Annotated in this window: 19 protein-coding genes; 8 read left to right on the top strand and 11 right to left on the bottom strand. The window is 41.9% G+C overall.

Features of this window, described 5'->3' with window-relative positions; all coding sequences use genetic code 11:
* Positions 1-51 precede the first annotated feature (51 nt).
* The 7 genes from BM386_RS10450 to BM386_RS10420 all read right to left on the bottom strand — a co-directional run bounded on the left by BM386_RS10450 (position 52) and on the right by BM386_RS10420 (position 13,370).
* Positions 52-1,536 (bottom strand): RagB/SusD family nutrient uptake outer membrane protein, encoded by a 1,485-nt coding sequence (locus BM386_RS10450; RefSeq protein ID WP_091694467.1) that lies wholly within the window; start codon positions 1,534-1,536, stop codon positions 52-54.
* 13 nt (positions 1,537-1,549) lie between these two features.
* The gene (locus BM386_RS10445) at positions 1,550-4,564 is read right to left on the bottom strand and encodes a SusC/RagA family TonB-linked outer membrane protein (protein WP_091693532.1); all 3,015 of its coding nucleotides are present in this window, start codon (positions 4,562-4,564) and stop codon (positions 1,550-1,552) included.
* A 264-nt stretch (positions 4,565-4,828) separates the two neighbouring features.
* On the bottom strand, positions 4,829-6,709 hold the full coding sequence (locus BM386_RS10440) for a 7TM diverse intracellular signaling domain-containing protein (RefSeq protein ID WP_091693529.1): 1,881 nt from the start codon (positions 6,707-6,709) through the stop codon (positions 4,829-4,831).
* A gap of 103 nt (positions 6,710-6,812) precedes the next feature.
* Positions 6,813-7,595: a glycerophosphodiester phosphodiesterase gene (locus tag BM386_RS10435; RefSeq protein ID WP_091693527.1), complete on the bottom strand. Its 783-nt coding sequence runs from the start codon at positions 7,593-7,595 to the stop codon at positions 6,813-6,815.
* 512 nt (positions 7,596-8,107) lie between these two features.
* Positions 8,108-10,768, bottom strand: coding sequence for a DUF7133 domain-containing protein (locus BM386_RS10430; RefSeq protein ID WP_091693524.1), 2,661 nt, complete (start codon positions 10,766-10,768; stop codon positions 8,108-8,110).
* A gap of 135 nt (positions 10,769-10,903) precedes the next feature.
* On the bottom strand, positions 10,904-12,145 hold the full coding sequence (locus BM386_RS10425) for a hypothetical protein (RefSeq protein WP_091693521.1): 1,242 nt from the start codon (positions 12,143-12,145) through the stop codon (positions 10,904-10,906).
* Between the two features lie 46 nt (positions 12,146-12,191).
* Positions 12,192-13,370 (bottom strand): FG-GAP repeat domain-containing protein, encoded by a 1,179-nt coding sequence (locus tag BM386_RS10420; RefSeq protein ID WP_091693518.1) that lies wholly within the window; start codon positions 13,368-13,370, stop codon positions 12,192-12,194.
* A 292-nt stretch (positions 13,371-13,662) separates the two neighbouring features.
* On the opposite strand from BM386_RS10420, the gene BM386_RS10415 reads away from it, so the two are divergent.
* Both BM386_RS10415 and BM386_RS10410 read left to right on the top strand, forming a co-directional pair.
* Positions 13,663-14,370 (top strand): ferritin-like domain-containing protein, encoded by a 708-nt coding sequence (locus tag BM386_RS10415; RefSeq protein ID WP_091693515.1) that lies wholly within the window; start codon positions 13,663-13,665, stop codon positions 14,368-14,370.
* Positions 14,371-14,395: 25 nt separating this feature from the next.
* On the top strand, positions 14,396-15,214 hold the full coding sequence (locus BM386_RS10410; RefSeq protein ID WP_091693513.1) for a ferritin-like domain-containing protein: 819 nt from the start codon (positions 14,396-14,398) through the stop codon (positions 15,212-15,214).
* A 653-nt stretch (positions 15,215-15,867) separates the two neighbouring features.
* Here the strand turns inward: BM386_RS10410 and BM386_RS10405 are convergent.
* Entirely contained in the window at positions 15,868-16,401 is a 534-nt protein-coding gene (locus BM386_RS10405; protein WP_091693510.1) for a GNAT family N-acetyltransferase, read from the bottom strand.
* 149 nt (positions 16,402-16,550) lie between these two features.
* On the opposite strand from BM386_RS10405, the gene BM386_RS10400 reads away from it, so the two are divergent.
* The 5 genes from BM386_RS10400 (at position 16,551) to BM386_RS10380 (ending at position 19,820) form a co-directional block, all read left to right on the top strand.
* Positions 16,551-17,360 (top strand): ATP-binding cassette domain-containing protein, encoded by an 810-nt coding sequence (locus BM386_RS10400; protein ID WP_170857076.1) that lies wholly within the window; start codon positions 16,551-16,553, stop codon positions 17,358-17,360.
* Positions 17,357-18,181, top strand: coding sequence for a hypothetical protein (locus tag BM386_RS10395; RefSeq protein ID WP_091693505.1), 825 nt, complete (start codon positions 17,357-17,359; stop codon positions 18,179-18,181). The genes BM386_RS10400 and BM386_RS10395 overlap by 4 nt, the downstream gene beginning before the upstream one ends.
* A 1-nt stretch (position 18,182) precedes the next feature.
* On the top strand, positions 18,183-18,560 hold the full coding sequence (locus BM386_RS10390) for a GntR family transcriptional regulator (protein WP_091693502.1): 378 nt from the start codon (positions 18,183-18,185) through the stop codon (positions 18,558-18,560).
* Positions 18,547-19,257 (top strand): hypothetical protein, encoded by a 711-nt coding sequence (locus BM386_RS10385; RefSeq protein WP_091693499.1) that lies wholly within the window; start codon positions 18,547-18,549, stop codon positions 19,255-19,257. Before BM386_RS10390 ends, BM386_RS10385 begins: the two co-directional genes overlap by 14 nt.
* Before the next feature lie 131 nt (positions 19,258-19,388).
* Positions 19,389-19,820 (top strand): hypothetical protein, encoded by a 432-nt coding sequence (locus tag BM386_RS10380; protein ID WP_091693496.1) that lies wholly within the window; start codon positions 19,389-19,391, stop codon positions 19,818-19,820.
* Between the two features lie 57 nt (positions 19,821-19,877).
* On the opposite strand, the gene BM386_RS10375 is transcribed toward BM386_RS10380, so the two are convergent.
* Positions 19,878-20,384, bottom strand: coding sequence for a RidA family protein (locus BM386_RS10375; RefSeq protein WP_091693491.1), 507 nt, complete (start codon positions 20,382-20,384; stop codon positions 19,878-19,880).
* Between the two features lie 81 nt (positions 20,385-20,465).
* Here BM386_RS10375 and BM386_RS10370 point away from each other — a divergent pair, with 81 nt between their 5' ends.
* Positions 20,466-20,927, top strand: a complete 462-nt coding sequence (locus BM386_RS10370) for a GNAT family N-acetyltransferase (protein WP_091693489.1) — start codon at positions 20,466-20,468, stop codon at positions 20,925-20,927.
* 23 nt (positions 20,928-20,950) lie between these two features.
* Here the strand turns inward: BM386_RS10370 and BM386_RS10365 are convergent, their stop codons facing one another.
* Both BM386_RS10365 and BM386_RS10360 read right to left on the bottom strand, forming a co-directional pair.
* Complete coding sequence (locus BM386_RS10365) at positions 20,951-21,874, bottom strand: DUF6089 family protein (RefSeq protein WP_091693486.1); 924 nt, start codon at positions 21,872-21,874, stop codon at positions 20,951-20,953.
* Positions 21,875-21,925: 51 nt separating this feature from the next.
* Complete coding sequence (locus BM386_RS10360) at positions 21,926-22,828, bottom strand: mechanosensitive ion channel family protein (RefSeq protein WP_091693483.1); 903 nt, start codon at positions 22,826-22,828, stop codon at positions 21,926-21,928.
* Between the last annotated feature and the right edge of the window lie 81 nt (positions 22,829-22,909).

Genomic DNA, 22,909 nt, shown 5'->3' with positions numbered 1-22,909 from the left:
TAGAAATAAAGAAGACTCCCGCCACAGCAAGTAAACGGGAGTCTAAGGGGATTAATACCCCGGGTTTTGGGTGATAGAACCTCCACTAATATCGATTTCTGATTGTGGAACAGGATAGACTTCATGCTTTCCAGGAGTCCATGTGATTCCTAACTCAGCAAATACTTCCTGAGCTCTTCCCTGTCTTACCAAATCAAAATATCTGTGTTGCTCCATGGCAAGCTCTACTCTGCGCTCTTGGTAGATGGCCATTCTCAGATCCGCTTGATCAGTAGTAGCCACATCCGGCAAAATATCCTCATTGCCTTGACGCGCTCGCTCTCTTACCATATTTACATATTCTAGCGCTTGGCTTGGATTTCCGATTTCATTAGCCGCCTCTGCTGCAATCAAGAGTAAGTCTGCATATCTGAACAAACGGATATTTGCACCGCTGTTTCCGAATCCAGATGGTGGTCTTTCTGGAAGCCAGGCTTTTCTACTGAATCTTGCATTTTCACCCATATTGGGATCTGGCATCACTACCTCACCCGATGGAAGTGTATCTCCTTCATTGATGATTGTTGCTGCAAGTCTTGGGTCATTTTCCTCATAAGCAGCCATCAGATCATCCGATGGGCCATTGAATCCCCAGCCGTTGTTTGGATTCCCGCGTATTCCTTGAACCTCATTGAACTGGGATCCACCGCCCCCGGCTTCGAGAGCTACAGTGGATACTTCGAAAATGCTCTCGGAGGAATGTTCTCCTTCTCTTCGGAAAATTCCCTCGTAGTCAGGATAAAGTTCGTATTCACCGCTTGCGATCACTTCCTGAGCTAGGTCATAAGCTTCCTGATACTCGTTTTGGAAGAGATGCACTTTTGCCAAAAATGACTTTGCTGCACCAGAAGTAGCCCTTCCCAACTCTGAAGCTGGGTATTCGGATTTTTCTGGTAGGTTTGCTGCCGCAAAACGAAAGTCCTCTTCGATGAATTCATAAATCTCCTCTTTGGAAACTCTGGCTTGTGAATACTCATCTGGGTTCAAGGGACGATCGATTAGCGGAAGGTCTCCATAAGTTCTTACCAGAAAGAAGTAGAAATATGCTCTAAGAAAACGCGCTTCGCCAATTAGTCGGCTTTTCAATTCCTCATCCATGTCGATTTCAGGCACGTTTTCTATCACCTGATTGGCACGAAAAACCCCTTGAAAGTATCCTGACCAGATGCCATTTACCGCAGTGTTATTTGCGTCAAAAGTGAAGTCATTGATATCCTGAAGGAAGCCTGCATCACCTGGTACGGAACCTTTATCTGCATCATCTGATGCGATATCCGTAATTCCTATGTAGGAAAACACGTGTACATTGAAATTTCTCAAGTGTGAATAAATTGCATTCACAGCCTGCGTTGCCTGTAGCTCATCCTTGAAGAAGTTTTCCGAAGTGAGTTGACCTAATGGGGCTTTCTCCAAATAATCTTCGCAGGATACTATCCCTACACTCATCAGAATGCCTAGACCGATCACTGCTATTTTATGATTTATCTTATTTTTCATGGTTTGATTGGGTTTAGAAGCTAGCTGAAACACCTACGTTAAAAGTTCTTGCTACTGGATAAAGACCGCTGTCATATCCAGTTCCTAGTACATTTCCACCGCCGATTTCAGGAGTGTAGCCAGAGTATTTTGTCCATGTCCATACATTTGTACCAGACAAGAAAACTCGGAAGTTTTGAAGTTTTACCTTGCTTAAAACAACTTCGGAGAAGCTGTAGCCAACTTGGATATTTCTTAATCGAAGGAAAGAACCATCTTCTACAAATCTGTCGGAGACTTCGTAGTTGTGTCCACCGTTAGTGACTCTAGGCTCTGTATTGCTGCTGCCTTCTCCAGTCCATCTGTCTAGGTAGCTGGTTTCAAAATTGTAGGTATTAAAGCGCGTCTGCTTTTTGGCATTGTAGATTTCGTTTCCGAGCGTACCGTTGAAATCTGCTCGTAGATCAAAACCTTTGTAATCAAAGCCGAAATTGAAACCATAAACCAGATCAGGAATAGGGCTTCCAAGAATTACCCGGTCATTGTTGTTCACAGCGCCATCGCCATTGGTGTCTTCATAGATTAAGTCACCAGCTACTTCTGGTCCTCGCTTAGGTATGGAAGAAAGGTCAGCTTCGTTTTGGAAAACTCCTGCTGTCTTGTAACCATAGTAATGTCCGATTGACTCCCCTACGATCGTTCTTGATCCTAGGTAGCCAGAGATTCCTACGGCTCCGCCGAAAATGGCCTCATTGCCATCGCCCAAATCCAATACTTCATTATTCACAGTGGAAGCTACTATTCCAAAATTGTAGGAAAAGTCACCTTTTTGATCTCTCCAATTTAAAGTCAGATCAATCCCTGAGTTCTTCACATTTGCTGCATTGACCACAGGATTGTTGGAAGCACCTACGTAAGAAGGAATCGGAACTGCTACCAGGATGTCGTTGGTGGTTCTAGTATAATAGTCCAATTCACCTGTCAGTTTCTCATTAAAAAAGCCAAACTCGAAACCAATATTTGAGGTAACTGTTTCTTCCCACTGAATAAATGGATTAGAAAGTCTGGTTATTGTCGCACCGTAAACCAATTCTTCATTTTCACCGAATACTGCGTTTTGATTTCCATTTACCACAGGACGGCCTTCATAAACATAGATTTTGTCGTTACCGACTTTTCCCCAGCTACCGCGTATTTTCAGGTTGGAAAGGAAATTTTGGTTTTGTAGAAATCCCTCTTCGATGATGTTATATCCAAGTGCAATAGAAGGGAAATTTCCATATCTTCTTTCTTCTCCAAATCGGCTGGATCCATCTCTCCTGAATGTTCCGGTAAAGAGAAACTTGTTTTTGAACGTATAATTCACTCTGAAAAGGTAGGATAGCATAGCCCAGGATTCTCCTCCATTTGAATTGGTCTGAGAGGTGAGCTCACCAGCATTCAGATACCAAAGCGAAGGATCTTCCCCAGGAAGATTTCTTCTACCACCACCAAGCGATTCTGTGTAGAAATCCTGCGTAGTGATACCGCCTAAGAGGTTAAGGCGATGGTCTTCCCACTCTTTGCTATAGTTCAGCGTATTCTCCCAGAGAATATTCGTATTTCTCAGATTGGAAACATTGACAGAATTTTCAGGGTTTTGCTGAGTAGGAGATACGAAATATACAGGAGTAAAGCTTTTCGAATCCTGAAAAACCAGATCAAGTCCTACATTACTTCGGAAGGTGAAGTTCTTAAGGAATTTGACGTCCATGAAGAAGTTACCTACCCCGCGGTAATTGTTGGTTCGGTTGTTTGAATTGTACTCAAACTGTGCCGCCGCGTTTCCTACAGGTGCTGTGTTGGTATAGCTTCCATCAGGCTGAGTTGGTTCAAATATCGGATAGGCACGATAGGCATTTCCGATAACCCCGGGTTCATTTTGCTGATTGTAATAGATGAATGATAGGTTGTGCCCAAAGGTAACTGCTTCGCTCATCTTGTATTGGTTGTTCAGTCGGATTGTCAAACGTTCGAATTCTGATTCTTTCACCACTCCTTGCTGATTGAAGTAATTTGCACTTAAGTTGAAGTTAGTTTTCTCCGAACCTCCATTTGCACCAATACTAAAGTTGTTAATTGCAGCATTTCTGAAGATGTAATCTTGCCAATCTGTGCCCTGACCAAAATCGTTCACATTATAAATTGGCTGATTGCCTACATTTTGCTCCAACTCATTTGCCAGCTGTGCAAATTCACGGGCATTGACCAAGTCTATTTTGTTGGCAACTTGCTGCACACCGGTGTAAGCATCCACGGTGACTCTCGTGTCTGTGTCAAATGAACCTTGCTTGGTTGTAACGATAATAACTCCATTTGCACCTCTGGAACCGTAGATAGCAGTTGCGGAAGCATCTTTAAGCACTTCCATCGATTCTACGTCATTTGGATTCAGGAAATTGATGTCGTCAAGCAACATCCCATCGACTACATAAAGCGGAGAGGAATTATTCAAGGTGCCGACGCCACGAATACGAACAGTAGATCCAGCACCAGGGGCACCTGAGTTTTGGGTGATCTGAACACCACTGACTCTACCTTGGAGAGATTGGGTCACATCCGATACAGGAAGCCTACTGATGTCTTCCGATTTCACACTGGAAATGGCACCTGTCAGATCACTTTTTCGCTGGATGCCATAGCCGACAACAACAAACTCATCAAGATCAGATAGGTCTTCTCCAAGAGTCGCGTTTATGGTAGATCTTCCATTTACTGGCTCTTCTATAGTTTCAAACCCTACAAAGGTGAAGACCAAAACTGCATCTTCGGGGACTTCTAAGGAGTAGTTACCATCAAGGTCAGTGACGGTTCCATTGGTGGTTCCTTTGATCACCACATTGACTCCTGGAAGTGGAAATCCAGTATCATCGACAACAGTACCGCTGACTGGAACATTTTGTCCAAAGGAATCATGGGAGATAACTAAGGAGAATAGGAGGAGTAGGGATAACATAAAATGCTTGCTATGATGCCATGCATTTTCCCTCTCAGGTAGCAATTTTTCCATTTGGCTAATTGGGTTAGGTTATAGTTTTCGATAAAATCCTGCGACACTTCGCAGACAGTAGATGAAACTATAAACCTCATGCTATGCTACGCATATTTGGAAATGAATTCTTGCCAAAATACCTATGAAAAATTGTTCTAATTGGAACAAAATTCCTGCTTTAATTTCAGGGAAAAATACCTTAAAATGCGAAAATGAGGCGATTTTGAAAAAGTATTCCCGCTTTATTGACAGAATAGCTAGAATGAAAATTTAGTGTCACATTCAGTTCAATTCATGAGATCTCTCCAGCACAATATCTTCCCATTCTGGATGATGAATTCCCTTCATTTCAAGCTGCAATTTTACCTTCACTCGGAAGCTGCTGATGGCATTTACCCGCAAATCCAACAGCTTCGAAAGCTCATCCAAAGTGAGCTTGTCGTGCTCAGAGATGACCGTGTAGCTTAGATAAAAAGCCTTCTCAATGGGTAGTCGAATTCCATGGAAAATAGTCCCTGCTGTAGCGGATTCTATATGTCCACAACGGGAGCAGCGACGGTGAAAAATCTTGGAGCTCTTGGAGGATTTTTTATGCTCACAGGCTTTGCAGGTAAAACCGTTTTCCCATTTTACCTGCTCCAGATACCTTAGGCAAGAGGTAGAGTCAGGGAAGATCTTTTGGAAATCTGCGTAACTCATTCGTTTATTCGTAATTCTTGCCTGTAGATTTTCCTTGATTTGGGATTTGAGTTTCCAGATATCTTTGTCAAGCATGGAGTTCATTCGCTTGATTTCCTCGTCTTTTGCAAGGATTTGCTGGTTGTATTCTAAGAGTAATTGGTTCTTTTTATCAAGCTCCTGAGTTCGTTCATTTACGCGCTGCTCAAGTTCTCGATTCACTTTGTCTTTCAACTTAGCGTTTGCCTCAGCCTGCCTCAAAGAGCGGAGAAGAGCACGATCCCGGTTTTCTTTGAGGATTTTTACTCGATCTCCCAGAGCCAATGTGAGAAGTAACATTTCCATTAGAAAGGCAATATGCAAACTGTAATATAAGACGGTGCTATGGGGGATGATGGCAGTATGCACCATTACTTTCAAGGCTACGCCCAAAAATAAGATGGCGTAAGCGATCACAAAAAGCCTCGCCACACTGTAGCCTTTTACCCACACATAAATACTGGAAAACAGGATCAAAAAGAACGGAACAATGTCATAAATCTGAATTTCCAGCAACTTGGGGAAAAAGGCTATGCCTGCAGCGAAAAGCATCGTCTTCACTAGCAGGATGACCTGAAAACTGCGATGCATGCTGGGGAATCTCCTCTTCAAATTGAGGAAGTGAGTGGAGAAAAGCAGCGCAAAAATCACGATCAGATAGCTGAAAAGGCCAGATGCGGGTTGGTTCCATCCAGGATGATCGGGCCATAAATACTGAAAAGCTATACCGTCCACACATGCGGCATAAATACCTACACTCATCAGATAAAAAACGTAATACAAGTACTTCACCTCCTTGATTGCCAGATAAATAAGTCCGTTGTAAAGGGAAATAATCAAGATCATCCCGTAGAAAATCCCATAGAGAAAATACTCGTTTAGGGCATAAAAGATGAAGCGATTATAAGATCGAAAGGCGATTCTTACGTCAGCTTTTTGGGAGGATTTGATCTTGAAATAGTAGGTGTCAATTCCTTCAGTTTGGTTTGCTACAGGGATTTGGAAGTTTTTGTGCGAAAAAACCCTATCATTAAATGGAGCTTGATCTCCAAGTTTTAATTCCTTGAAACCATCCTCTGTGGGGATATAAGCCGTTATTTGATCAATGGTCTGATCATAAAACTCCAGAAGCCATTGTTTATTGCTAGTGGGAGTTTTCTGAATTGCTACTTTGACCCAATAGGTGTTTTCGGTAGAGAACTGATGCTTGGTAAAGTCGGAATTGATCTTCAGTTTTCCGGATATTGAACTGCTAAGAATATCGTCCAATTCAAGTTTATTGCTTTCATCTTCGTAGAAAGTGAGTCGGTCTATCGCATAGATACGCTCGTCCAGTTGGTCATTGATCTGAAATGTGTAGTTAGAGGATTGGGCAAAAGCAGAAAAGGAGAAAATGCTGGCTATTGCACAAAGCAATACGAATATCTTCCGATAAAACTTATCCATAATACATTGGGTCTATTCCAGTATAAGGATCAAAAACGAGGCCCAAGGTGTATAGTTAGCTCAAAGAGCTCATTTTAAAAATTGTAAAGAGCTGAAATTGTAATTATTTCCGCTCCTCGATAAGCTTCAATAGTAGCTCAGGCTCATCAGTAGTGATGAAATCAGGATTCTGATCCAGAAACCACTTAAGATCCTCTTCCTTATTTACTGTCCATGCATTTACCGTCAAACCCAATTCCTGCGCTTCTTTGATCCATTGAGGATTCTGCTTTAAGAGGTTGATATTGTAATCGAAGCCGAAGAATCCGGCTTCTTTCAGTTCTGCTGGGGTTTTGTCTCCTGTTAAATAAGCAACATTTGCTTTTGGATCCATTTCTATGGCTTTCAACCCACCTTCGTAACTGAAGGTGATGTAATCCACCCATTTCTCAGCTCTCATTTTCTTCACAGCCAGCACGGACTTTTCGGCCACTTCTATGCTTCTCTCCACAGAGATTTTGGATGGCTTTATTTCAAAAATCAGTTTAGTGCCTTTTTGCTTTTTACCTGCCTTCAGGTATTCTTCAACGGTAGCAAGCTTCTCGCCGTTCTCATGCTTTTTTGTCAAAAGCTGCTCGTAAGTGGAGGTTTCGATTTCCATCCCTTCGAAGTCTGCATCGTGGTTTACCACCAAAACTCCATCAGCAGTCATCCACACATCGAATTCAGAGCCTTCGCATCCTAATTCCACAGCTTGTTTGAGGGATGCTAGTGAGTTCTGGGGAAGATCATTTGCTTTCCAGGCACCCCGATGGGCGATCACCTTGTTTTGGTGAAAAGACTTTTGCGCAAAAGAAGCTGAGCTGGCAATTATGAAAATAAGCAGGGTAAAAAGGGCGAATCGCATGGTGGTATGATTTAGTAAAGCTTCCAAAAGTAAAGAACGAACTCTTATGAACTATCCCGTTTATAAGAATTCATATAAACTTAATGGTATGTGTTTTAACCGCAGTGGGCGCGCAGGTTAGCGCAGAGGTCGCCATGAGGTCAATAATCCTTTTATGAATTAGGGATGGTTAGCATTCATTGAGAATTGAAGTTTTGCAGCATAGCTTTCTTTTTTATGTTCTATTTAGGTACAGCGCTAATCCTTGTGAATTTTTTGTAGTGCCATACCTGACGGCACGGCTTGGCTCCTCGTGAATTTCATTCTACCCATAAGTCCCTGACGGGACTGAATTGAAATAGTTAAAAGTCTGTCCGCTTCTGGCAGAAATGAAGGCTTGGCAACAAACAGGTTTGTCATTACTTGCGCCCTCCGCGTACCTATCTGTGTCCACCGCGGTTAAATCCCAAAAAAAACACCTTGAAATTCTAAAATCTCAAGGTGTTTTAAATCGCTGGAAATCCCGATGTTTCTTATTTCTGCTGCTCCAAGTAGGTGATCAAAGAAGCCAGTTCTTCATAAGAAAGTGCGTTTGCCAAGCCTGGAGGCATCATGGAAGTTTCCATTACCTTGCGGGTCTTGATTGTACTTTTATCAAGTTTAGTTGCTGTTCCCGTGATATCTTGGATTACTACTTCATCTGCTGTTTCAGCAGTGACAAAGCCCATATAACTCTTATCGTCATTGGTATCGATCAACACAGATGCAAAGCCTTGAGAAATGGAAGCATTTGGCTTTAGAATAGATTCTGTAATCTGTGAACGATTCATGATGGAGCCGATCTGACCCATAAATGGACCTTTCAGTGGCTGACCTTTCTCTATACTATGACAGGCTATGCAACCCTGACTGGTAAATAATGCTTTGCCTTTCACTGGATCTCCTTTAAGGTCTTGAACGGCGATCATTACATCCTCGATAGAGGCAGCACCAACCTGTCCCTTTTTATTTTTTATTTCCTCCAAATCTACTTCTGTTTCCTGGATCACCAGATTTGATTCCTCCTCACCAAATTCCTCAATGTCCATTCTGTTTCGCTCATTGAGCTCAGCGAAGAATTGTCTTTTCTCAGCGTCAAAACTGCTTCGCTCACCCACCAAGAAATCCTTGATTTGATCGGAAGACTCCCAAGTGATGCCTTTATAATAAGGTCCATGTGTATCTGGGCGCGTTCCCCACCACCAAGAACCGTCATATGGTGCTTCTTTTTTATACAATCGGGAAAGTGTTCCCAAAATCTCCAACTTCAATTCTGCGTCATCTGTGTCACGATATGCATCGATCAATCCATTTACTGCTTTTGGATCGTGCATATAGCGAAGAGCCCAAAGCGCCAGCTTCGAATCTTCAGTTCCAATGGCGTCCACAGCAGCATCCACTGCATTAAGAGCTACCAAAGATTTCACAGCTACGTGTGGAAGTATGATAGCAGAATTTGGAGTGGCGTGAGGACCTTCAGTTCCTTTTTCAGGCTGTTCGAAAGAAGCAGGTACTTTTACTTTCAACAATTCCTCAGCTGCTTCTGGATTTCCAATCCGTCCCAATGCCACAATTGCGGCGGATTTTACCCGGTCATTTGGATCAGATACACCTTCGATAAATGGCTCAAGAGGAACTCCCTGAAGGCAGGTTTTGCGATCTGCCAAAGCCCTTAAAGCAAACTCTCTAACTTTCTCTTCCTGACTTAGCTTTACCAATTCTTCGCTTCCGCTTCCGCAAGTAGCCTGAGCGTAGGTGTAAATACCCGCTACTCTTGATTCCAAGGACAAAGACTTGTCTGTAGCTACGGAAAGTGCAGCTGCTCCTGCTTCTTCTGGGAATCTAGACAGCAATTCACGCTGTGCATGAAAGCGGGACACTGAATTAGTTGCTTTTAGCAATTCTGTCAATTCCTCAACCGTAGCTTTCGTCAGATCTGGAAATGCTTCGTAAGTCCAGTCTTTTGGCACTACACGTACCACATAGCCTTTTTCATCACTTCCAAAATATCCTGCGCCATCCCATGCAGCTAGAAACATCCGACCGGATGCATCCAGGTCAATGTCAGTAATCTGTGCAAGCTTGATAAATTCCTCATCCTGCTGGGTAAATCCCGCGCCATCCATAGTCACCCTGTGAATGTACAGCTGGCTGCGACCCCAATCTGCCATCATCGGCACGTGATTGTATTTGGCTGGCCAGCGATCATCGTCCATGAAATAACTACCAGTACCGGATCCACCACCTAGATCTACCAGGGCTGGGATAGTCTCTTCAGTGAAGTTTTTGAAAAAGTTAGGGTATCCATACTCACCAGACTGGGTGTAGTGAATGAAACGGATATTCCAGCCACCACCATCATTAGTATTACCACGAGTATAAATGTTCATAAATGGGTCAATTGCCACATCGTAGATGTTTCTTGTTCCATGGATGTATTCTTCCATTTCGGTACCATCTGGACGTACTCTTACAATTCCTCCTCCCAGCATGGTCATTTGGGTTCCATCTCTATCAGTGGCATTGTGAAATCCAAAATCACCCACGGCAATGTAAATCCAGCCATCGATGCCCATTCTGATACCATTTGTGGAATGGTCTGTGCCACGGGAACGGAGTGAGGCTGGAGAGGAAATTCCTTCAATTAATAGCTTAGAAGGTCCATCAGCTACACCGTCGTTATCCTTGTCTTCAAATACGACTAGATTCATTCCTTCGGCTTCCCCAGTTTCTTCAGAAAATTGGGTATGCAGCACAAAGACTTGATCTCTCACAGCAATTATTCCCCGAGGATTGTCCACTTTGACGAACTCGGTGTGCGAATCCAATTCCCCATCATTATTACTATCGACCAAGCGGACGATGGCTCCTTTTCCAGGCTCTTTTCCCAGAGAACCCATCATATCCACTCCTACGAATACATTTCCGTTTGGAGAAACTGCCAAAGCAGCCGGGCTGGGAACGATATCGGGCCCGGCAAAATTTGTCATGATCAGCTCGGTGCTGTCTGCGCCATGCTTTGCCGTGTCCAGCGGGAATTGAGGATAGTAATTAGTAAGTTCTTCTAAATCAGCTTTTCTAGTGTCAGGACTTGAGCATCCGAATGCTAGCGCCGAACCAACTAATGCTAATATTGGTAAGGAAATTTTAGACATGCTAAAAGATTAATTAGAGGTTTATTATTTCGCGGGGTGCGAATTGCAGCCTCAAATATATCAGGATCTCCGACAAAAGGCCTTCTAATATCAACAGAAGCTCAGTTCTAGTGAATTCTGGCGTATTTGTAGGGCTTAGCGGTTGAAGGAATATTCATTTATCCAGTGAAAACCACGCTGCATCAGAAAGTAATCAGATTTCTTTTTTCTGGTGGCGGTGATGTCCATCTGTTGCTCACCCAGGGTTACCAGCAATTGATATTCTCCGTCAGAATTTTCTCGGATCTTAAGAAGGTATGGGTCTTCTTGGTTGGCAGTACGGACAAAGTAAATTTCCCCTTCCTCATTGGTGTTTTCTATGGTATAGTAATGGTTATTTTTGCCCGAAGTTTTTACATTCATGCGGTTTTGGTCGATCATGACTTGGGTCCAATATACTCCCGTACTGTCAGGTAAGTTGTTTTGTGAAAAAGTATAGGCTCCATCCCATTCATTTGCGTACATCGTTCTCATTGGTTGCGAAGCAAAATGCCCGACTATCATAGAAAGTGGAAGTAGTACAGCGAATAGCACTTTGCCTGCTAGCCATAATCTACGCTGTGTTTTCGTCCTCCATGGGATTCCGGGAGTAGCAAGTCGGGTGGGTTTTTGGAGTATAAAAAAGTCCAGCAATACCTTGATCGAGGGCAATAGTATCAGCAGGGAAAAGAGAAGCAAATGTGATGACATGAGTTTCACAGGCACGTCAAAGCTGAAATTCACCAGCACAATATTCGTAGTGACAGCAACTGATATCAATGCGCCAAGAACTGTGGTTCGTCTAAAAAGTAACAGTAATCCCGCAGTGATTTCTGACAGTCCCATGAAGATCTTGTAGGTGTCTGAATAGCCGAAAAATCGCCAAGCCAATCCCATAGGAGATGATTCTCCAAATGTTTGTTCCAGAGAATAAATACTCGGACTGGGGAACTGCCCAATCATGAATTTAGCCACGCCGTAGGAAATCAAAATCAAGCCTACATAGTACCGGGCATAAATCAGAGACCAGGAAAATAGTTTGGTGATCCAGGGTTTTTTTCTGAAAAGAACTAACGCAAATACAGCTAGAATAAGAGCAATTACAGGAAAGCTTATAAGCTCCATGTAATTGAAAGTAGTGTCTCCGCTGCCATTCATCTCGGGCTTCACATAATCTGTCTGACCTAAGTATGCTTTTGCAATCAGAATGGTGAATTCATCTCTGATCGCAACGAAGTATTTTAAAAGGAAATCGTAGAGAAAAGGGATGTATGAAAAAGGTGCAGGAAATGCATAGACTACAATGTAAAAAGCAATCCAAGTTTTGAGAATATTTTTTGGGCTGAAAGTTGAATTCATAGCAACGTTTTAGGAGTTTGTAGATTTTGAAAAAAGTTGGTTGGCTTTAGTTTATTCTGTTCTCAAATAGAAAAATTCCATTTTTATTAGCGATCACAATGTCAGGTTTGCCGTCTTTATTCATGTCTTCGACAGCGATATTCAATCCTGCCCCGGAGTCATTGTCGATAATATGCTCTCTGAAGAATGGGCCAATCATAGGTGTAAATTCATAATACACCAAGTAGGGAGTGTCATCGTCACCCGCGTCATTTCCGTTATGGGCCAAATATCGTTTGCCAGTGATCATTTCCATATTTCCGTCTCCATTCAGATCAGCCATCACGGTGGAATGGGTTTGTGCTGTCAAATTGCTCATAAGATGGGTTTGGAATGTGGTGTCATTTTTTTGCTCATGCCACCAAATACCCAATGAATGTGCGGATGCACTCACAATATCGTTTTTCATATCTCCATTCACATCCAAAACCTGCATATGGGATGCAGGTTCGCTGATCTGTACGGGATGAAAAACCCAATCTCCTGATTTCAGATCGGCTGTTCCTTCAAACCAACCTTCAGAGATGATCACATCATTGAGCTTGTCACCGTTGATATCACCGAATCCTAATCCATGTGAAAACCGGTCAGTGCCAGGGACGTTTTCTTCAGAAAGTGCATGCCGCTTCCATTCCGTTTCTCCCGGAGTAGTGGGAGCTTGCAGCCAGATGATTTGTCTTTTTTCATAATCCCCACACAGAATGTCCAAGCGACCATCTCCATCGATGTCAATAAATCCCGGAGATTCTATCGAAATCCCCACAGAGTCAGCTATGATATGTTTTTGCCATTCAGTGCTTTCGGTTTTCGGGTTTTCAAACCAATAGCCGGGAGTGCCAGGGTAATCAATAATCACTACTTCATCCCAACCATCCAAATTGACATCCATGCCTAGGTTTAGGAAAGAATTGCTGTATTCTGTTCTGGGGTCGTATGCGCGTGAAGGAGAGATTTGATGCTTCTTCCAATCCGGAGCTTCAAACCAATAATAGCCCGCTACGATATCAAGTTGACCGTCTTTGTTGATGTCAGCCACTGCAACTCCCTCCGAAAGGAAATCACGGGTGATCACGGTCTTTTCAAAATCCGACTCATGTTCTTGAGCCCTCGCAGAATTAGAAAAAATAGGGAGTGCCAACAAGATTATCAGCCCCTTGGCAAAGTTTTGAAAAAGAGAACTGGTCATAATGTGTTCAATTTATTAAGGGTTAGATCTATAAAATTGAGTGATTCATACTTTTTGCTCAAAAGTAGGATAATAGAGAATTCTGAGCTTTTGAGCATTCCTACGCTAACTGGCTAGCACATTAAAATACCAATCAATTTTGATTTATCTCAAAAAACTTTGCGGCTAGGTAAATCCAGTAGTGAATATGACTTCGTAAATATTTTTCAAATCACCTCTTCGAATCTCGATTTGTGATTGATTCTTTTCAGTTGAAAACCATAACCGGATTATTAACCTAAACAATCAGAAAATGAAAAATGAACTAATTAAGCCACAAGGACTGGTCAAAAATGCAAACCGCAGACAGTTCTTAAAGACGGGCTCACTCTCAGTAGCCGCTGCTGGATTGATCATGGTAGGCTGTAAAGATGTGGAAGATGTGAATCCTATGCCTCCTATGGGAGATGGCGTGATGCTGGGCTCAGGAGATATTGGGATTTTGAATTATGCCTATGCGTTAGAGCAATTGGAAGCAGCTTTTTACGCTGCAGTGATGCAAGGAAGCTACTTTGCGAATGCAAGCGCTGAGGAGAAGACTATCATGGGAGACTTGGAAAAGCATGAAAGAGCTCACAGGGAGTTTTTCAAGGCAGCGCTAGGAGATGCGGCGATTGCCGATCTGGAAGTTGATTTCAGTTCTATTGATTTCAGCAGTAGGACATCAGTTTTGGGAGCAGCAAAGACTTTTGAAGATCTTGGAGTGGCAGCCTATAATGGTGCTGGACAGTTTCTGGAAAATGTGGATTTCCTGCTTATCGCTGGTAAAATTGTATCTGTGGAAGCTAGACATGCAGCTGCGATCAGAGACTTGATTAATCCTGGTTCTGCTGATTTTGCAGGAGATGATTTGATCGATGCAAACGGACTGGAGCGTACGCTGAACTTTTCAGAGGTATTGACTGCTGCAAGCACTTACGTTATCACACCTATCGACTTCAGTCAATTACCTACATCATAATTAACCACTATAAACTACACTAGATATGAACTTATTAAAATTGCTTGATAAAATGTGCCCGGATACTAATAGTCCGGAAGAAAAAGAGATGTTTTTCTCCAGAAGAGAGGCTTTCCGCCAGTTTGGAGATATGAGTAAAAAAGTAGCAATGGCTGCTGTACCCTTGGGAATTCTATCTGCTTTGCCTAAAGTAGCAAAGGCAGACACTGAAAGTTTGATAGGTGTACTGAACTATGCTTTAACCTTGGAGCATTTGGAGTACAGATATTACCAGATGGGGATTGAGTCAGGAGTAATTGATAGTGCTGATTCGGCCATTTTTACAAAAATCAGAGACCATGAATTGGCTCACGTGAATTTCTTACAAGAGGTGATCTCTAATGTGCTTATGGGAACTCCAGTTGCCGAGCCGGAATTTGATTTCACTGCGGGCGGAAACTTTATGCCCTTTGATGATTATCCTACTTTCTTGGCACTCTCTCAGGCATTTGAAGATACAGGAGTAAGGGCTTATAAAGGCCAGGCTGGAAATGTTATGGAAAATGATGTGGTACTCACTGCGGCTCTTTCGATACATTCAGTGGAGGCAAGACATGCTTCCATGGTGAGAAGATTAAGAACAAAAAAAGGACAGGATGATGTGAAAGGTTGGATCACAAATGCCTCTATAGGATCACTGCCAGCAGCTACACAGCCGATCTATGCTGGTGAAGATAATGTCACACACGGGGGTGTAAATGTGGTAAATCTGACTGGTATAGATGCCGGAGCTGTTGCTGAAGGCTGGGATGAGCCGCTTAACAAAGATCAGGTATTGGGAATTGCATCGCTATTCCTAGCCTAATGAATAGTGATTAGTTGGGGTTAAGTGGTTAGATGTCATCTCTTAGTGGAGGTGGCATCTTTTTTATTTAACCACAGTGGCCATAGAGGGGAACGCAGAAAACGAGGCTGTTAAATTCCGATATTCTGGACTTTTAGAACATGGACATTCCAGCACTTGCTTGAAAATCTCCCGCAGATTTGCGGAGATAAAAGGCGCAGATTTCCGCAGATTTTGATTCCTACGTATCAATCTTTTTTGTTAAACAATAATGGTCACAGATGTGGATGCAGAGCACGCAGCTATTTGATTCCGTTATCCTGGACTTTTAGAACCTGTACAATCCAGCACTTGCTTGAAAATGTCCCGCAGATTTGCGGAGATAAAAGACGCAGATTTCCGCAGATTTTGATTACTGCTCGCCAATCTTTTTTAATTAACCGCAGTGGCCAGGGAGGGGAACGCAGAAAACGAGGCTGTTAAATTCCGATATTCTGGACTTTTAGAACTTGGACATTCCAGAACTAGCTTGAAAATCTCCCGCAGATTTGCGGAGATAAAAGGCGCAGATTTCCACAGATTTTTGTCCTACTGTTTGTCACCTTGAAACCTTGATACTTTCAACTTTCTACTTTTCACTTCTTACAACTTTACCACTTACCACCTGCCAAACGCTAAAAAGCAATCTTATACAAACTACAAGGCTGCAATCTCGGATGTTCCAATAAGTCAGGATGCTGGAAGTCGTACGCGTAATTCATTCCTATTTTCTGCATCACACGGATCGATGCTAAGTTTTTTGCGGAGGCTAGTGAAAACACTTCTTTGACACCCAAAACTTTGGCGAATTCAAGACATCGGGTAGCTCCCTCAGTGGTATATCCTTGATTCCAAAATTTCTTCCTGATTCTCCAGCCAATGTCCACACAGGGAGTGAAGGGAGCTTGGAAGGATTTTGTCCCCAAGCCAATCATACCTAGGAATTCCCCACTTTCTACTAAATCGACCGCGAAATAGCAGTGCCCTAGCTCATCGTAGAGTTTGGTCATTCTATCCATCAGGGCTTGTGATTCCTGCTTGGAAAGCGGATGTTGGAAAAAAGTCATAGTTTCCTTATCAGCATTCATAGCTGTAAAGGCAGGAAGGTCTGAAGGTCGCCAGGTTCGGAAACTAAGCCTTTGGCTTTCGAAGAGATAGGGTGAATCCATAGGCTGAATTTAAGAGTTTGAAGAAAATCTTTCTAGAAAAGTTTGATTTTCAAAATTAGTCTGTACTTTAGTGTCATAATACACTATGACGGTATAACACTATGGTAATTTCAGTCAAAGATTTAAATTTTTCATACCGCAAAAGGCCTATGCTTTTTGAAGGGCTTCAGTGGTCTGTTCCCGAGGGTTCGGTGGTAGGTTTGCTCGGAAAAAATGGCGCTGGTAAATCCACTTTACTTCATTTGCTCTCCGGTTTGCTATTTCCTAAAAGTGGCGCAATAGCACTTGGTCAGCACCTTCCAAAAGACAGGAAGCCAGCTTTTTTAGAAGATATTTTCTTTCTCGCCGATGATGTGGCTTATCCTGGAAATATGAGCATTGGAGAATATGAAAGGGTCATGGGGGCTTTTTATCCAGGGTTTGACGCTTCCCAGTTTGATCAGATTTTAGCTGATTTTGGTCTGGAAAAGAAAGTTAAACTCAAAGAACTTTCCCTTGGAGAGCGAAAGAAGGTTTTTCTCTCTTTTGCATTAAGTACGAACTGTAGGTTCTTGCTTTTCGATGAGCCAACAAACGGGCTGGATATTCCCTCCAAAAGTGTTTTTAGAAAAGTGGTGGCTGGCAATATCAAAGATGAACAAACGGTGATTATCTCCACGCACTTGGTGGCCGATGTGGAGAAGCTGATTGATCGGGTGGCGATTATAGATGCCGGGAAGGTTCAGTTGGATGCTGATTTGTTGGAGTTGTCTGATCGCTTGCTTTTTAATACTTCTCCAAATCTTCCTGAGGATAGCTTGCATGCTGAAAAGTATGGGACCGGCTATCAATTTATTCGGTCAAGAAGTGGGAGCGAGGCTCAAACGCCCGTTAATCTGGAATTGCTTTTTAACGCAGTTCTGAATAAAAGTCTTAGCAACGAATCAATTTTTCAAACTCAAAACTCCGAAGTCCTATGAATGCTAACTCAATTAGTTTACACCGTTTGAAAAACCTAATTCGATATGAATGGGCAATGGAAAAGAGGTTTTACCTAGTTGGAACCTTGGGGATATTCTTGATTACTTTTAGTGTTTGCCTGACTATTTGGTTCAATAATATTTCAGGATTTGTGTGGACATCAACTGATTATAATCCCATCTTTTTTGGAGGATTTGTCTTTCTATCTGTCTTCGGAATTAGTCAGGGTTTTATTGATTTAAGGGAGAAAAGCAGTACGATCAGGTATTTGACTTTGCCAGCAAGCATACTAGAAAAGTATGTTCTTCAGGTTTGCTTGCGACTGGTTTTGCCTATACTAATTTATTTGATCGCATTTTGGCTGGGAGCAAATCTTTCAGTTGACATTTATTATTTCATTCAAAATTCAATTTTAGAAAAGTCGGCTCTTCCAGAGATTGAAAAGGCAGAGATCTTGTATTTGTATTGGATTCCAAATGCGAATATTGATATAGGGTATTGGGGACTTTTTGGGTTAATCCTTTTGCTGCCAATTCTTATGTTTATGGGTGGGGGTATTTTTGGCAAGTGGGGTTTTATCGCTATGCCTGCTTCTATAGCTGTTTTCCTTCTACTTATGTTTGGGAGTTACTTTGGACTGAGTTGGCTTGTAGATGCAAGTGCTTTCAATGCCGGAGGAAGTTATGCTATTCGAATTGACTATCCTGCGGTAGCTATGGATGTTCCTTTATTTGTTCTAGTCTGTGTGGTTTTGGTTTGGACTGCTGTATTTCTACCCTTTATAGTCACTTATCTAAAGCTTAAAGAGCGGGAGGTTTAAAATGGAGTTTAACGAAACAAAAAACATCTTCCTCCAAATCCGAGACTGGGTAGCAGACCAGATTCTGCAAGGGAAAATTGTAGCCGGAGAGAAGGTTCCTTCGGTAAGGGAATTGGCCGTGGATATGGAGGTAAACCGCAATACGGTGATGAGAAGCTACAGCCTGATGGAGGAGGAGGGAATTATAGAAAACAAGCGTGGCATTGGCTTTTTTGTGGCTGCCGACGCAAAGCGAAATTTACTCAAGATGCAAAAACAGACATTTTTAAAAGATGAACTGCCTTCTATTCTACACCAGATAGAAGTGCTGAAACTTAACTCAGAGGATTTACAAATCCTGATTCAAACCATTCAATCCAACGACCATGCAAACCAGTAATAAAATTATCATTTCCTTTTTGACTTTCGCATGGCTGAGTATCATGGCTTCGCTCTTGATTTCACATCAATTCGCTGATTATAATAATATTCCAGGAAAGCGCAGAGTGGTTAAAACTGAGACTGCTTTAGCAGATTTTTCTGTGGTAATAATAGAAGAAGCAACGAACCTTCTTATCGCTCCTTCAGACAGTAATCTGTTGGCTTATAATGAGTTGATTGGAGATGGGATTGAGCAGCCTAAGACTAAGCCAACCCATGATTTAACTGTGAAAAATGATACGCTTTACATCAGAAATATCCGCAATGCACGTAATGGTAATTACACTTTACTAGTTGGTAATTTGAAACATCTGATAGTTAATAATACGGGTAACGTTAATTTGATAGGATTTTCTCAGGATTCTCTTTTGATCAATTCTGAAAACAGTACTGTAACTATTTCCGAAAGCTCTGAATTTTCATTTCTGCATCTCAAATCAGAGCCAAAATTCGATTTGACTTTTAAATCTGTGAAAGAATTTAGCCTATCCCTTACTGAGGATAACTGTAATGTCTTTGGTGAAATCGAGGAGATTTCTGGGATGATAGGAAATTATGCTGGGCTTAATATTCCAAGAAAAACAGAGAAAGTGGATGTCGATACTTCGATTAACGGAAAGATCAACTATTCCCAAGCTGTCTATGTAGATAAGTAGGTAATCTTGAAAGGTGTTGTCTTAATTTTTTTTCGTTGAAGAAATTCAAGGTTTTAAGAAAAAAACTTTAAGTAGCTGATTTCCAATGTCCAATTCTTTTTAAATTTATACGCACTTAAATTTTTATACTTATGAAATCTAGCTTTAGAGTTTTTGCCCTGCTAATCACTGTGTTTACCCTTCTGAATATTTCCTATGCCCAGGCTCAACGTGTATCGACACCTAGAGGTGGGAAAGCAGGTTCATGGAGAGTATTGGGGACAGTTTCAGCGTCACATTCTGCAGACCATGATGTAATTGTGGTAAAGGGGCCCTACGATTACTTTAGAAAGTTGAAATTCAAAGTGACAGATTCACCAGTTAACATGAGTAGGATAATTGTTCGCTATGAAGACGGAAGACCTGAAGAATTGCAGACTCGTTTTGAAATCCCAAAAGGAGGGGAAAGCAGAGTGATCGATCTGAAAGGCGGAAGGAGAAAACTTAAGTCCGTGGAGTTTTGGTATGATACCAAAGGGATTTTGAATGGGAAGGCAGATGTGACGCTTTTTGGGATGAAGTAGCGTGAGATTAACGAAGTATTAAAAGGGAATAGAGACTATCTTTCCCTTTTTGGCAGATTAGTTTACCAACTCCACGATCACTTCGATCTCCACAGCCATGTTATTTGGTAAGGCTGCAACACCGACTGCTGAACGGGCATGCTTTCCTTTTTCTCCAAAGATCTCTACCATCAGATCAGAAAAGCCATTGATTACAGCTGGCTGTTTATCGAAGTTTGGATCGGAATTGACCATTCCCAGTACTTTTACAAACTGCTTCACCTTGCTAAGATCTCCTGTGGCAGCTTTTATTATGGCAATCACTTCGAGTCCCGTTTCCCTAGCCGCATGATAGGCTTCTTCTGTGGTAAGTTCTGCTCCCACTTTCCCAAAAACATCTGGTCCGGTACCTGAGAGATACAATAGATTACCAACTTGTTTCCATTTCACATAGTTTGCTATTGGAGTGCCAACTTCTGGTAAAGTGAGACCCAGTTTTTCCAGATTTTGTTCCGGTGACTGAGCATTTGCTAGAAAAGCGAAAAAAAGTAAGGGAAGTACGAGAAGGTTGAACTTGGTTTTCATATAAAGGAAGTGTGGTTTTAGTGTTTCTAAGCTAAGTGATTCTTTTTACTTTTGACATTCATATTCTAAAAAGATATCCTTATGGATCAGATTGAGATATTACCCCATTCACCTGAATTGAGCCCTTTTTTCAAATCCATTAACCAAGCTTGGGTGGAGGATTATTTTTCGATTGAGCCATTTGATCAGGCTCAATTTGACCGTCCAGAAGAGACTATTATACAACCTGGCGGGACGATTATTTTTGCAAAGTTAGGAGAGGAAATTGTCGGGACTGTAGGGCTACATAAAGTCAGTGAGCAGGAATATGAACTCATAAAAATGGGGGTTGCTAAGAATGCGCAAGGAAAAGGCCTAGGTATGATTCTGGCTCAAGCCATTTTGGAAAAAGCGAAAGAAATGGGAGGGAAGAAAGTGGTACTCTATACCCATTCCAAGCTAGGTCCAGCTTTAAGAATCTATCAAAAGCTAGGATTTAAGCCAGCAGAACTTGAAGAAGGGAAGTATTGCAGATGTGATATAAAGATGGAAGTAGAAATTTGAAATTTGAGATTTCAAATTTGAGATTACCAGAATCGGAAAGCTTTTTCGTTCACACGGTTTCGGAAGAAGAAGTTGTCCCAAATGTCCGGTGATAGGTAGATTTCTACGCCTAGATTTACGGTCATATAGCCATCGTATCGGTGATTGAGTCCTGATCCACGACGAATTCTACCATTGTTTCTCAGGATTTTATCTACATCAGGCAAGCCATTATCGTCAAGGAAATTTGGATTCCTAATGGCCAATCTCAGACGGTCAGGATTAGTTCCCGACACATAATCATCTACTAGATCCAAGTAAAATTCACTGATATTATAGGCTGAAATATCATCCATATAATCAGTGAGCGTGAACCTGTAATTTCCTTCCAGGAAAAGATCCATATAGACATTCATCTTATATTTCAGACCCAAGCCCATCGGGAAAGTAATGATATACCGATTGTAAGGATTGTTCTCCAGTTGTAATGGACGAAGATCTACCCATTCCCCATCCAGCTGCGTCTCTGGATTATTAGTGGACATACCCACACCTGCAAAAATATAGGGATTCATCAGCGAACGGTGGATATTCGGGACTTTAACTGGGAATAAATAGTACTCCACCATCGCAGTACCTTCCCAGTTTTGAGCTCTGAAATTCAGGTTTCTGGGCGTACGGTAAGCTCGTGGGTCTGAGGGCGGATCTGAACCGGACATCTTGATATAGGAAAAATCCATTCTCGCCCGGAGGTTTGTTCCAAAAGTATAGTGGGCTGCGATATTGGCATTCCAGTCAGGCTGAATTCCTTCGTTATACTTCCAAAATGAATACAATTCTCCGAAATATTGTGTCATTCCTGCGCTGGCAGAAAAAGACCAGGGCTCTTCAAATCTAAATCGATAAAAGCTTTGGGAAAAGGCCTCCGTAGAAAAAAGAAAAAGAATTATGAATAGAAATTTTTTCATAGAAAGCCTTCATATGATAGCACCAAAATGGGATCATGGGTGAAAATTAGGCTATTTTTCCAACTTATCAAATCCTGATTTAAGATGAAGATCTCGCTGCGGGAATGGTATCTCCACACCTTGCTCACCAAATTTTTTGAAGATGGCATAATATAATTGGCTTTTCAGCACTTTTGGGCGATTGATGTATTCTGAAGACCAAACCCTTAATGTGAAGTTGATGCTGTTGTCTCCATAACTATCAAAAAGAACATCGGGCGCAGGAGTATTTAACACACCTACATTTTCCTTTGCCACTTCCATTAATATGCCCTTTACTTTTTCGGGATCCTCTTTATAGGCAACTCCTACCGGGAAGTTAAACCGGATGTTTCGGTCATTATGAGACCAGTTGATGACTGGACTGTCTATAAATTGACTATTGGGTACGATGATGGTGATGTTGTCATTGGTCACAATGGTCGTAGAACGAGCCGAAATACGAATCACATCTCCCGATACATCGCCCACTTCTATGCGGTCGCCCACTTTTATAGGTTGTTCGAAAAGAATGATAAGTCCCGAAATGAAATTGTTTGTGATATTTTGGAGACCAAAACCAATACCAACACCCAAGGCTCCAGCCAAAATCCCGAAGGCACTCAGGTCAACTCCGTTTGTCTGCAAAATAGAAAATACCCCCGCCATGATCAGTACATACTTGACTATCATGCCGATGGAAGCCCTTGTGCCAGAGTCGATTTGGTATCTCGTTAACACCTTTTGAACCAGCAGTTTTCTGATCCATTCGCTTACAATAAAAAGTACTACAAAGGATATAATTAAGGTGAGAATGAGACCAACCGTAAGCTTTGATTCACCTAAACTAACTAAGCTGTAGTTGAATATTTCCTGAATCCATTCTATAAATCCCTGTGCTTTTTCCTCTGCTACTTCTTTTATTGCTTCCTGCATTTAGTTGGTGATTACTTTTTATTTCTCACAAGTATATAAAATCCAAAATTGATATTAATGTAGATGTATATCCGCAATTGT

The sequence above is a fragment of the Algoriphagus locisalis genome (genome assembly GCF_900116615.1).
Taxonomy (GTDB): Bacteria; Bacteroidota; Bacteroidia; order Cytophagales; family Cyclobacteriaceae; genus Algoriphagus; species Algoriphagus locisalis.
This window is presented reverse-complemented; position numbering and strand designations above follow the sequence as displayed.